We start from the raw sequence: 11,855 nt of genomic DNA on the forward strand, positions 1-11,855 counted from the left end.
CCATCAGTCCGCCCCGGTCAGCCGCCGTCCACGGGTATCGAGCCAGTGACGGTGGCAGGCCAGGGTGAAGGCCCGTGGCCGTCTGGCCCGGATGAGGGTCATGGCCTCCTGCTGGGGCAGCCCCTGGGTCATCAGCAGCAGGGCGGCCGCCAGCCCGGTACGCCCGCTTCCTCCGTGGCAGTGAATGGCAAGGTGCCGTCCCTCGCGCAGCAGGGCGAGCAGTCGGGGTTGCACCCCGGGCCAGGCCTGTTCGAAGGCGGCATCCGGTGCCTCGTCATCCGCAATGGGCAGATGGAACCAGCTCATGCCTCTGGCCTGCACCAGCTGCCCGAGAGAGAGGGGCCCGCACAGGGCCAGCTCCTCCTCCGTCATCAGGGTCAGCACCCCGCCGGCACCGGCCAGCTGCAACTGTGCAAGGGCGTCGGCCATGGGGACCTGCTGGCTGCCGGGGCAGGGGGTGAGCAGGAGCTGGCCGTCGAGCCGTGGAACGTCCAGGCTCCAGAAGGGATGGGCACTGAGCATGGGGTTCCTCGTGGTGGTCGGGGTCAACGGGATCGGCATCCCGCGGGTGCGGCACAGCATAGAGGGGCCGGAGGCGATGTCAATCTGCGTTGTGTTCGGCCCGGTTTACGGGCAGAGTCTAAAAAAATCGAGCGATGCAAGGAGTAAAGATGAGAAACCTGGATCAACTGGACTTGGACATCCTGGCCCATCTGTTTCGCGATGCGGGCATGACCAACAAGGATTTGGCGGCCCTGGTCGGGGTGGCGCCGTCCACCTGTCTGGAGCGGGTGCGCAAGCTGCAGCAGGATGGCGTGCTCAAGGGGGCGCACTGCGAGGTGGATTACCAGGCCCTGGGCGGTCACATCCAGGCCATGGTCTCCTTGCAACTGGCCCGTCACAGCCGCCAGATCATCGATGCGTTTCGCGACGCCATCCTGGCCCTGCCCGAGGTGATCAGCCTGTTCCACATGGGCGGCAAGGATGATTTCCTGGTGCACCTGTGCGTCTCCGATACCGAACACCTGCGCAATTTCGTCTTCGATCACTTTACCTCCCGGGAAGAGGTGGTGCACCTCGAGACCTCCCTGGTGTTCGAGCACAGGTTCAGCCGCTCGCTTCCCTGCTTCCCCCACCCCTGACGGGGCTAGCCGCAAGAAAAAACCGCCCGAGGGCGGTTTTTTTGTGGGCGGTCCCTCAGTTGAGAGCCAGCCGGCTGTCCTGCGCCGTCCGGTAGAGCCCCTGCTGATAGGCCAGGCTGCCCCACAGGACCAGCCCCAGGGCGGCATCTTTCATGGCGCCCGGCTGCGGCGCCGGGGTGAGCGTTTCGGTCGCATCCTCGTAGATGAAGCCTTCCGGCGCCCGCTCGGGCTGCAGGATCACCACGTCCTTGCCGCGCATCAGGGCGAAGTTCTTGTCGTACTGCATAATGGCGCGTCCCGGCCAGTCGGCGGGCATGCGGGTGAGATCCTTGCCCAGCATGGGGTAGTCGGCACTGATGCCCATGAGGGAGAGCAGGGTCGGGGCCATGTCGATCTGGCTGACGATGCGGGGGTCCTTTCTTGGTGCTATGCCGTCCCCCAGGATGACCCCCGGGATGTGGAAGCGGGGGATGGGCACCAGGCTGGCTCCCCCGACCCGGCTGTCGTGATCGGCGATGACCAGGAACAGGGTGTCCTTCCAGTAGTCCGATGCCCTGGCCTTCTTGAAGAACTCGCCGACGGCGTAGTCCGCGTACTTGGCGGCGTTGTTGCGGGTCTGCTTGGGCTGCTCGTACAGGGCGATGCGGTTGTCGGGGAATTCGAAGGGATCGTGGTTGCTGGAGCTGAACACCAGGCTGAAGAAGGGTTTGCCCTCCTTGTGCAGCGCCGCGAAGGTCTCGTTGGCCTTGGCCATCAAATCTTCATCCGAGGCGCCCCAGGATCCCTCGAACACCGGGTTCTTGAAGTCCTTCTGCTCGACGATGGTGGTGAAGCCATTGCCGAGGAAGAAGCTGCGCATGTTGTCGAAGTGGCTCTCGCCGCCATAGATGAAGCTGGTGTCATAGCCTCGCTGCTTGAGCAGGTCGGCGATGGTGAAGAAGTTGGTCTGGCTCTTGCCGAGCTTGACCACGGCCTGGGCCGGGGTCGGCGTGAAGCCGGTGAGCACCGCCTCGATGCCGCGTACCGAACGGGTACCGGTGGCGTAGAGCTGCTCGAACGCCCAACCCTCTTTCGACAAGGCATCGATGTTCGGGGTGAGCGGCAGGCCGCCGAGGGAGCCGACGAACTGGGCCCCCAGACTCTCTTGCAGCAGGATCACCAGGTTTTTGGGCTTGCCCTGGTAGCTGGCCGTGTTGAAGGTCTGGCTCGGCAGATCGGCAGAGGTGAAATCGCCGAGAGGGCGACCGCTCTCCTGGCGGACTATGTCGAGTACCTGATGGTCAGCCATCTTGCCGTAAAACTGGCTGGCGTCCTCCTCGGCCCCCATCTGCTTGATGGCAAAGAAGAGGGAGTAGGCGGAGTTGACGGTGAGGGCGTTGACCAGGGGATCGTCGGCAAAAGCCACCATGGCCGGATTCAGGGCGCGATGGCCGAGACTGGAGCGGGCACCGAGGAAGCCGACGGCGAGGATCAGCAGGGCGAAGGCGGGGCGCCAGTACCAGCGGGGGAAGCTTAGGTCACGCACCAGGCGGCCGCTCAGCCACCAGCCACCACCCAGCACGGCGCCGCTGAAGATCACGGCCAGCAGCAGCTCGCCCTTGCGGCCAGCCCACAGCATGGAGAGCACCTCCTTCGGATAGATGAGGTACTCCACATAGAGGCGGTTGGGGCGCACCCCGTATTCGGTGACGAAGGCGGGAGTGGAGATCTCGAGAAAGAGCATCAGCCAGAGCCCCAGGGTGAGCCAGATCCGGATAAGCTGCATCCAGAGCCGCCCCGGTGCGTGGGGCCCGGCCAGCAACTGGGTCAAGACGGCGGGTACGCCCCAGACCCAGCAGAGGGTGGCGACGTCGACCCGAATGCCTTGCAGCAGCATCTCATGCCAGCCAGAGACGGCATCCACCCGTTCCAGTTGCCAGAGGCCCAGGCCAAGGCGGCTGACAGTCAGGGAGATGAGCGCGATCAATGAAAAGACGGCGATGGGCCAAACCGGTCCCAGCCATTGTTTGATGGTGGTCATATTGTTCCTGCAAACCTGTTTGCGCCCAGTCCCCGGGCGCATTGTTGTTATGGTGCAGGAGTATGACAGTGGCGCCTGGCAAAGGTTGCATGGGCATGGGGTATAAATGGAGAAGTTGGCACGTTTTATGATTTTTTGTGACGGGATGCAGGGATCTAAGAGAGCATAAAACGCTGGGAAAACTGTGATCCTGCTGGCACATCGAGACAAGGGTCGTGCCTATAATGGCGCCGGATTTCTCAATCGGAGCCGAAGGGATGCCGGTCTTCATCGATGTGGAATATATGCAGGGCTGGTCTCTGTTCGTGGTGCTCTCCGACGGCACCACTGGCGTGCTGGATCTCACCCCCTGGCGCGGCCAGCCGCTGTTTGCGGCCATGGAGACCGAGCGTCGCTTCGCCCGTGTCTTCATCGATCATCGCCATCAACTGGCGTGGCCCTCGGGCTTCACCCTGGCGGCCCACGAGGTCTACCACCTGATCCTGCCCATCGACGAGCGCGCCGCCTTCCCCGATCGCAACATGCATCGCTTCTGACATGCTAACTCGTTGAGTCAGGTAACGTTTTCAGTCACAGACCCGCGTCGGTCAGGTCGTTATCATGACCCCAGTGCGGCGCTTTGGGCGCCCATCCACCACAGCGGGAACATAACAATGAAACAAGGAACGTTGCGTCGTGGCGGCCTCATCGGGGCCGCCCTGTTACTGACGGCTTGCGGCAGCGGGGGAGGCGGTGGCAGCAGTGACCCCCAGCCCCCGGTGGTCAATCCGCCCCCCGCGTCGGCCAGCCGCGCCTGCTACGGCAATGATCAGCCAGCCTGCAACCTGCGCACCTACCAGGTGATGGTGGAGTCCTTCGTCGACGGCGATGGCAGCGCCAACTACGGCGTTGGCTACGGCCCCTCCCGGCACAACGGCGATCTGCAGGGGATCATCGATAGCCTGGACCACATCAAGAGCCTCAACGTCAACGCCATCTGGCTGACCCCGGTGTTCGACTCCTGCGCGGGGCAAGGCGGTGACGACAAGCTCGATGCCACCGGCTACTTCGCCTGCGACTTCTTCAACGTGGATCCCAACTTCGGCAGCAACGCCCAGCTTAAAAAACTGGTGGACGGGGCGCACCAGCGCGGGCTCTATGTCTTCCTCGACGGGGTGTTCGGCCACGTCAACAAGGTGGGGGTGAGCAAGCCTTCACCAGAGGGGCGGCTGCCTGCCCTCAAGAGCGGCGGCGCAGGCTACCCGGGCCAACTGGTGGATTACGGCCAGCCCGAGAGTCTGGCCTACTTCAAGGAGGTGGCCCGTTACTGGGTCGAGCAGTACGGCATCGACGGCTGGCGCCTCGATCAGGCTTATCAGTTGGGGCTGGATGACTGGCGCGCCATTCGCAGCGAGGTGGCCCAGGCCAGCGCGGCGCGCAAGGCCGCCGGCCAGCAGTGGGGCACCCTCGGCTACATGGTGGGGGAAGTGTGGAAGGGCGCTGACGAAATCCGCGCCCAGGCCTATGGCCCGAGCGACAACCCGGCGCTCTCTTCGGCGTTCGACTTCCCCCTGCGCTACGGCCTGGTACAGGCGCTGGCGGTGGAAGAGTCCGGCAAGGGCGGGCAGGGGGCCAGCGTGCTCGACGCCAGCTGGAACAAGGTGGAGAACTACCCGGACCACGCCATGCCCAACCTGATGCTGGGCAACCACGATCTGGTGCGCTTCGGCGATCTGCTGGAGCGGGGAAACTTCAATGGGGCGGACTACTGGCAACGCCACAAGGCGGCCTTCAGCTTCATGGCCGCCCGCTCCGGTCCCATTACCTTCTACTATAGCGAGGAGTTTGGTGACGAGGTGCCTGGCTTTGCCAGTCAGGTGGGGGGCGACTGTGCGGCCCAGGGGCTCTGCGATGATCACGTGGCCCGCAGCGATGGCAAGGTTCCAGGTGTCACCGGTTTCGTGCCGAGCAGCGAGCAGAGCGAGCTGAAACAGTGGCTCAGCCAGCTGCTGGCCCTGCGCGCCGCCCACCCCGCCCTCTATCAGGGGGAGCGGGTCAAGCTGGTGGCCGAGGGGAGCGTCTATGGCGACATCAAGCAGACGGCTGGCGAGCAAGTAGTCTACCTGCTCAACGTCTCCACCACGCCCCAGAGTTACGCCGTGCCGGTCGGCAAGCTGCGCAGCGGCAGCGCCCTGGTGGATCTGCAGAGCGGCGAGAACCTGGCCATCGGTGGCAGCAGCGTGACGGTGGACTTGCCGCCCCTCACCGGCCGCTTCCTGCTGGTGCGCTGAGGGAGGCAGACAACAGAAAGGGCTCCATGATGGAGCCCTTTTTCATGGTGGCGGCTTACTTCTCAATGCCGCTGCCCAGATCGTCCCGGCGGGAAGAGACCGAGGGCTCGGCCCCGTGGCGCCAGTGTTCCAGCCGGTTGTGCACCCCGCGGCGCAGGCTCTTGAAGCTGGCTTCCAGGTAGTCCACCCCCACCAGGATGGAGAGGGTGACGACGGTGAGCAGCAGCGCCTGATGCAGCATGTCCATGCCGATGAGGGCGCCGAGGGCGGCCTGCATCCAGATGGCGGCGGCGGAGGTCACCCCCAGCACCTGACCATCCCGGGTCATCATGACCCCGGCCCCGAGAAAGCCGACCCCGGTGATGAGCTGACCCAGCACCCGCGCCTGATCGGCGCCCTGAGGACTGACGGCGGCGCCGATGGCGAGAAAACAGTAGGTGCCGAGCACGATGAGGGAAGAGGTGCGGATCCCCACCGGCTTGCCGCGAAGCTGCCGCTCCAGCCCCACCAGGGTGCCACACACCAGACAGACCAGGATGTTCTCCCAGCCAAGGGGCGCTATGTCCCACCACTGCATTGTCATCATATCAACCTCTGCTCGCGATGCTTGTTATCCTGTCGCGCTCTGCCCCCGGTTCTCCAGCCGCTGGCGGAAGGCCCGGGCGAGGCGCTCGTAGAGGTCCTTTGCCTCCCTGTCTTCAATATCGCCACGTATCCAGGGGTTGTCGATGATTTCCAGCAACACGCAGCCCTGACCCTGCTGGCGCAGATCCACCCCGAACAGGCCGTTGCCGAGCTGGTGCACGGCGCGGCGGGCGGTTTGCAGCACCCGCTCAGGCACTTCGCTGAGGGGCAGCGCCTCGATGCGGCTCATGTCGAGGGGGTGTTTGCGGCGACGGATGCGGTTGCCGGGTTCGGGTCGGTAACGGCGGCAGGCGAACAGCGGCGAGCCGTCGAGAAAGCCGATGCGCCAGTCGAACTCGGCAGGGATCCGGCTCTGGACCAGCAGCAGGGCGGAGCGGGCCAGCCCCTCGTCCAGCAGGCGGGCGAGCTGGATGTCATCGCTGGCCATGGCGAGGTCGCGCCCCTGGGCGCCGTCGGGGATCTTCACCATCAGCGGCAGACCGAGGCGCTGCACCAGTTCGTCCACATGCTGGCGGCCGCGGCGGGTCACGACGGTGGTGGGGGGCATGGGCACGCCGCTGCGCACCATCAGCTCGTAGAGATAGAGCTTGTTGCTGCAGGCGAGGATGGCACGGGAGCTGTCGATGACCGGCATCTTGAGCTGCTCGGCACGGCGGGCAAACTCGAAGGTGTAGTGACCGACCGCGGTCTCGGCGCGCAGCCAGAGGGTGTCGAACTCCGGCAACCGCTCGATGGCCGAGGGAGGCAGGATCTCGGCCTGGATCCCCTGGGCAGCGGCCGCCTTGATGAAACGCTCCAGCGCCAGGGCATCGCTGCTGGCGCGGCCGTCGTTGGGGTCGACCAGGATGGCGAGCTGGTAGCGTGGCGCCGTCTGCTCCTCGTCCCCCGTGCCCACCAGCGCCTGGGCGTGCTGCACCATCAGCGCCTTCTCGCTCGGGCTCAGCGCCAGCGGTGACAGGCTCTCCTGCTGGCGCACCGACCAGCCGTGGCGACCGCGCTTGAGGGTCAGCTCCTGCAGCGGCAACTGACTCAGGCCGTAGTAATAGCGGGCGAGCCCCGCCAGCTCGCTCTGTTCGCACTGGCCGAAGATGGCGCGCACCCGGATCCTGTCTTCGCTCTGCTGGGCCAGCCAGCCCTGCAATTTGCGCCACAGCTTGGCGGGAGGCTGCTGGGGTTGCAGCCTGCTGATGGCCTGCAATCCCGGCAGGCAGTGGTGGCCGCGGGCCTGGGCCAGCAGGGAGCAGTAATAACCGGCCCCCAGGTGTTCCAGGCTGCGGCAGAGGTTGATGATGCGCGGACGCCCCCCTGTGGTGGGCAGACCGTGTTGCAGGTAGGTGCGGGCGGTCAGCAGATAGTCGGCATGGCAGGGCCAGTCGCCCGGCTCCTCGACGATGACATAGGTACTCATTTTTTCAGGCTCCACAGAAAGGACTGCCAGAAACGGCAGGATCCCCAGTGGGCTTCGATGCACCGACAAGCACGACAATGGCGCGAGGGGAAACAAGAGGTTACAGTGCCTAATATTCTGCCTTGGTAACTTGTGATACAAGTCGCATTTCTGGTGCTGAGGATAAATAACCGAACAAGGACTCCCCGTGTTGACCGTGCGCGCCGCCCGAGCCGATGATTTGGGCGCCATCGTGAAGCTGGAACGCTACTGTTTTCCCCCCGAGGTCGCCTTCGGCCGCAGCCGCTGGCACTATCTGCTCAATCAGGCCAAGGGGCGCACCCTGCTGCTGCAAGACGAGAAGGCGCAGGTGATGGGCTATTTGAGCGTGCTGGAGCACAAAGGCTGGGATCGTCTCATCATCCAGACCCTCGCCATCCGCTGGACCATCCGCCGTCAGGGGTGGGCACGCCGCCTGCTGGAGCAGGTGATCCGGGAAGGGCGCGAGGCCGGCTGGGGGGCGATTCGCCTCGAGGTCGCCGACGCCAACCCAGAAGCCAGGACCCTCTATCAGGGGCTGGGGTTTCGCCCCGGGGTACGGCTGCCCGATTATTACGGGCCCGGCCAGCATGCCCACCGCCTGGTGCTGGCGCTGGGGGATGAGCGGCAGGCGCCATCATGAGTTGCGAGGATTGCCTGGCTACGGCCATCAGAGCCAAGCTCGGGCGCTGCCCGGTCTGTGCCGCCCAGACCTTTCTCATCGGGGTCGTCGGCTGGCTGGTCTGGTGGTGGTGCGGCGCCGATACCTCGGTCAACGCCCTGACCGGCCTGCTGTTTGCGCTGGGGGGCTCGGGTCTCTTCCTGCTGCATCTGGCGGTGTTCGCATGGCGAAAGCTGGGCAAACGCGACATATAACGTGCTGATTTTTCAAGAGGACAAATAACAATGGAGGTTCACATGATTGCAATGGTAACGGGCGCCTCGTCCGGCTTTGGTGAGGCCATCAGCCGCCTGCTGGTGAGCGCTGGCCACCGGGTGATCGGCACCGGGCGCCGCGGCGAACGGCTGGCCGCCCTGTCCGAGGATCTGGGCGAGCAGTTCCTGCCTCTGGTGTTCGACGTCCAGGACAAGGCTGCCACCCGCGCCGCCATCGAGGCGCTGCCGACCGAATGGCAACAGGTGGACCTGCTGGTCAACAACGCCGGCCTGGCACTGGGGCTGGAGCCTGCCCACAAGGCAGACCTTGAGGACTGGGAGCAGATGATCGCCACCAACATCAGCGGCCTGACCCTGATCACCCGGTTGCTGCTGCCGGGCATGGTGGCGCGCAACCGCGGCCACGTCATCAACATCGGCTCCATCGCAGGGACCTACCCCTATCCGGGCGGCAACGTCTACGGCGCGACCAAGGCGTTCGTGAAGCAGTTCAGCCTCAACCTGCGTGCGGATCTGGCGGGCACGGCGGTGCGTGTCACCAACGTGGAGCCCGGCCTGTGTGGCGGCACCGAGTTCTCCAACGTGCGCTTCCACGGCGACGACGCCAAGGCGGCCACCGTCTATCAGGGGGTGCAGGCCATCCTGCCGGAAGACATCGCCAATACCGTACTCTGGATCAGCGGGCAGCCCGCCCACGTCAACATCAACAGCATCGAGATCATGCCGGTGGCCCAGACCTTCGGTCCGCTCCACATCAGCCGTCGCTGATGTCATGACGAGCCGACTCCTGTCCACAAGAGGCGCCTTCGGGCGCCTTTTTTGATGGATCTGGTCGCACTCGTCATGGAGTGCAGAAGGAGGCGTGCTGCGACCCCGTGCTCAGCCGTCGAGAGAGGGGGTACCCAAGTTGGCCTGCATTTTGCTGTCTCCGGCTCATGGCGGGGAGCCCATCCCCGGAGCCGGCGAGGCCGGCAGTGAGCGTGGAGCCTTCATGGATATCAAACCCTATGGTCATCAACTCGCCCAGAGCGCGTCCCAGAACCGTGCCCTGGCGACCCTCAGCGACAGCGACGACAAGCAGAGCGGCTGGTCTCAGCAGGTCAGCCTCTCCAGTCAGGTGCTGACCGGCAAGGCGCAGCAGACGCTGACCTACGAGCATCTGGCCAGGAACGGCAAGAACACAGTCCTGACCGGTGGCGTCAAGGATGCGCGGGTGCAGCAGATGGTGGACAAGGCCCTGGGCTTTGATCGCAAAAAATTTGACGATCTCGAGCGTCAGCTCAAGGGGATAGCGGATGACAAGACGCTCTCTGCCGAGGAGCGCGAAACGCAGAGCAAGGACCTGGCCGCGCAGCGCGATGCGATGCTCAAGGAGGCCATGGATCGCCTCACCGGCAAATCCGCCTCCCAGGCATGATGTGATTCAAACGGCAATCCTTGTGCGTTAAAGGCAAGGGGTTGCCCCCTTGCCACGGGGCTGGCAGGCCGTGGTCAGGGTTCAGGGACTCTGGGGGGCGATGCCGATGGCGATGGCGGTGGTCTGCACGGCCTTGATCTGGTCCCCCTTGGCGATGAGGGCGAACTGGGCCGGATCCTGCACCTTGAGGGTCAGGGTGTGGTCGACCCCCTTGACCCGGATGGTCTGGTGCGCCTTGTCCACGTCGATGACATCGGCATAGATGGTTACCTGCATGCCGGCGCCGGCTGCGGGTTTCTCCCCGGCGGCCGCCTTGCCCCCTTCCACTTCCACCACCCGTTTTCTCACCCCGGCGGTGCCTTTGAGCAGGGTCAGGTCCAGCAGTTGCAGATATCTCAAGGCTACGACATCTCCCACCTTGAGCTGGGGAAGGTTGGTCACCTCCTCCCCGGCGATCAGATCCAGGGTCTGCCCTTCGGCATTTTTCAGGCTGACCTTGCGGGTGGCTAGGTCGATGGCGGTGACGGTTGCCCTGGCGGTCAGTTCTTCGGCCAGACTGGCTTGTCCGGGGGCCACGGCCACATGGGTGGTGACCTCTGCGGCATAGAGCAGGGGAGGGGCACAGAGGGTGAGGGCACCCGCAATCCAGGCGTGCTTCAGTTTCATGATAGAGACCCTGTGAGTGGGAAAGGGACCCCGGGAGGGGCTTGAGGGGGCGACGAACTCGTCTTCCCGCTATCACCATAGCAAAGCCGGGCAGGAGCGCCCGGCATCGGCAGGCTGGCATCGTATTTTTGACGACAGGCTCCCGTTTTTGACCTGATGGCACGGCAGGCGCACAATTCCCCGGCATGCAATCAACCGAGGGCTCTGCCGTGTACAACTTCCAATATGCCAATCCCACCCGCATCTGTTTTGGTGAAGGCCAGATCGCCAGGCTGCCCGAGCTGATCCCGGCCGGCAGCCGTCTGCTGGTGCTCTACGGGGGTGGCAGCATCAAGCAGAACGGGGTCTATGAGCAGTTGACCCAGGCGCTGGCGGGCCGGGAGTGGCTGGAGTTTCCCGGCATCGGCGCCAACCCCCAGTACGATCAGCTGATGGAGGCGGTGGCCCTGGTCAAGCGCGAGCGCATCGACTTCCTGCTGGCGGTGGGTGGCGGTTCCGTGGTGGATGGCAGCAAGTTCGTGGCGGCGGCGGCCTGCTTCGAGGGGGATGACCCCTGGGAGATCCTGCGGGACAAGGCCCCCATCAAGGGGGCGCTGCCGCTCGGCTGTGTGCTGACCCTGCCGGCCACCGGTTCGGAGAGCAACCCCGCCTCCGTGGTGAGCCGGGGGGAGGCCAAGCTCTCCTTCTACAATCCGCTGGTGCAACCGGTGTTTGCGGTGCTGGATCCCGCCACTACCTACAGCCTGCCGCCGCGCCAGGTGGGCAATGGCGTGGTGGATGCCTTCGTCCACATCCTCGAGCAGTACCTCACCTTCCCGGTGGGGGGCGAGGTGCAGGACCGGCTGGCGGAGGGGCTGCTGCAGGTGCTGGTGGACAACGGTCCGCGCGCGCTGGCGGAGCCCACCAACTACCAGGTGCGCGCCAACCTGATGTGGGCGGCCAGCCTGGCGCTCAACGGCCTCATCGGTCGTGGCGTGCCCCAGGACTGGTCCACCCACGCCATCGGTCACCAGCTCACCGCCCTGCACGGGCTGGATCATGCCCAGAGCCTGGCTGTGGTGTTGCCCTCCCTGCTGCGCGAGCAATCGGCCCAGAAGCAGGAGAAGCTGGCCCAGTTCGCCGAGCGAGTATGGCACTCCAGCCGCGAGGACAAGGCACTGCGGATCGAGGAGGCCATCATCCGCACCGAGCAGTTCTTCCAGCAGATGGGGGTGGGCACCCGGCTTGCCGACTACGGGCTGAGCGAGAGCTGCATCCCCGGTATCTGCTCCAACCTCAAGCGTTTCGGGCTGACCGCCCTCGGGGAGCAGCAGGACATTGATCCCGACAAGGTAGCCAGGATCCTTTCCCACGCGCTTTGATCATCTGGCTG

At 65.0% G+C, this 11,855-nt stretch carries 13 protein-coding genes; 8 read left to right on the forward strand and 5 right to left on the reverse strand.

Annotated features, from left to right (window positions below; genetic code table 11):
- Positions 1 to 3 precede the first annotated feature (3 nt).
- Entirely contained in the window at positions 4 to 522 is a 519-nt protein-coding gene (locus AB7E19_RS14115) for a tyrosine-protein phosphatase (RefSeq protein ID WP_119197223.1), read from the reverse strand.
- Positions 523 to 671: 149 nt separating this feature from the next.
- Here AB7E19_RS14115 and AB7E19_RS14120 point away from each other — a divergent pair, with 149 nt between their 5' ends.
- The gene (locus tag AB7E19_RS14120; RefSeq protein ID WP_010672715.1) at positions 672 to 1,142 is read left to right on the forward strand and encodes an Lrp/AsnC family transcriptional regulator; all 471 of its coding nucleotides are present in this window, start codon (positions 672 to 674) and stop codon (positions 1,140 to 1,142) included.
- Between the two features lie 55 nt (positions 1,143 to 1,197).
- Here AB7E19_RS14120 and AB7E19_RS14125 read toward each other — a convergent pair whose 3' ends face one another.
- Complete coding sequence (locus tag AB7E19_RS14125) at positions 1,198 to 3,162, reverse strand: LTA synthase family protein (protein WP_427935675.1); 1,965 nt, start codon at positions 3,160 to 3,162, stop codon at positions 1,198 to 1,200.
- A gap of 257 nt (positions 3,163 to 3,419) precedes the next feature.
- On the opposite strand from AB7E19_RS14125, the gene AB7E19_RS14130 reads away from it, so the two are divergent.
- Together AB7E19_RS14130 and AB7E19_RS14135 are read left to right on the forward strand one after the other, a co-directional pair.
- Complete coding sequence (locus tag AB7E19_RS14130; protein ID WP_043154040.1) at positions 3,420 to 3,698, forward strand: DUF2442 domain-containing protein; 279 nt, start codon at positions 3,420 to 3,422, stop codon at positions 3,696 to 3,698.
- A gap of 117 nt (positions 3,699 to 3,815) precedes the next feature.
- Entirely contained in the window at positions 3,816 to 5,432 is a 1,617-nt protein-coding gene (locus tag AB7E19_RS14135; RefSeq protein WP_427935677.1) for an alpha-amylase family protein, read from the forward strand.
- 55 nt (positions 5,433 to 5,487) lie between these two features.
- Here AB7E19_RS14135 and AB7E19_RS14140 read toward each other — a convergent pair whose 3' ends face one another.
- Both AB7E19_RS14140 and AB7E19_RS14145 read right to left on the reverse strand, forming a co-directional pair.
- A complete protein-coding gene (locus AB7E19_RS14140) occupies positions 5,488 to 6,018 on the reverse strand; it encodes an MgtC/SapB family protein (protein ID WP_427935679.1) in 531 nt (176 codons plus the stop codon).
- 24 nt (positions 6,019 to 6,042) lie between these two features.
- Positions 6,043 to 7,485 (reverse strand): RimK family protein, encoded by a 1,443-nt coding sequence (locus AB7E19_RS14145; protein WP_041212263.1) that lies wholly within the window; start codon positions 7,483 to 7,485, stop codon positions 6,043 to 6,045.
- A 187-nt stretch (positions 7,486 to 7,672) separates the two neighbouring features.
- Here AB7E19_RS14145 and AB7E19_RS14150 point away from each other — a divergent pair, with 187 nt between their 5' ends.
- From AB7E19_RS14150 to AB7E19_RS14165, 4 genes are all read left to right on the forward strand, one after another.
- Complete coding sequence (locus tag AB7E19_RS14150; RefSeq protein ID WP_201969662.1) at positions 7,673 to 8,146, forward strand: GNAT family N-acetyltransferase; 474 nt, start codon at positions 7,673 to 7,675, stop codon at positions 8,144 to 8,146.
- Positions 8,143 to 8,379 (forward strand): DUF3624 domain-containing protein, encoded by a 237-nt coding sequence (locus AB7E19_RS14155; protein WP_041212265.1) that lies wholly within the window; start codon positions 8,143 to 8,145, stop codon positions 8,377 to 8,379. The genes AB7E19_RS14150 and AB7E19_RS14155 overlap by 4 nt, the downstream gene beginning before the upstream one ends.
- Before the next feature lie 42 nt (positions 8,380 to 8,421).
- The gene (locus AB7E19_RS14160; RefSeq protein ID WP_427935682.1) at positions 8,422 to 9,168 is read left to right on the forward strand and encodes an SDR family oxidoreductase; all 747 of its coding nucleotides are present in this window, start codon (positions 8,422 to 8,424) and stop codon (positions 9,166 to 9,168) included.
- Positions 9,169 to 9,391: 223 nt separating this feature from the next.
- Positions 9,392 to 9,817, forward strand: coding sequence for a hypothetical protein (locus tag AB7E19_RS14165; protein WP_202041283.1), 426 nt, complete (start codon positions 9,392 to 9,394; stop codon positions 9,815 to 9,817).
- Positions 9,818 to 9,898: 81 nt separating this feature from the next.
- On the opposite strand, the gene AB7E19_RS14170 is transcribed toward AB7E19_RS14165, so the two are convergent.
- Positions 9,899 to 10,483: a hypothetical protein gene (locus tag AB7E19_RS14170; protein WP_041212267.1), complete on the reverse strand. Its 585-nt coding sequence runs from the start codon at positions 10,481 to 10,483 to the stop codon at positions 9,899 to 9,901.
- A gap of 185 nt (positions 10,484 to 10,668) precedes the next feature.
- Between AB7E19_RS14170 and AB7E19_RS14175 the strand changes: the two genes are divergently transcribed.
- Positions 10,669 to 11,844, forward strand: coding sequence for an iron-containing alcohol dehydrogenase (locus AB7E19_RS14175; RefSeq protein ID WP_322131318.1), 1,176 nt, complete (start codon positions 10,669 to 10,671; stop codon positions 11,842 to 11,844).
- The last annotated feature ends 11 nt before the right edge of the window (positions 11,845 to 11,855 follow it).

This window comes from Aeromonas sp., assembly GCF_050252055.1.
Lineage (GTDB): Bacteria > Pseudomonadota > Gammaproteobacteria > Enterobacterales > Aeromonadaceae > Aeromonas > Aeromonas caviae.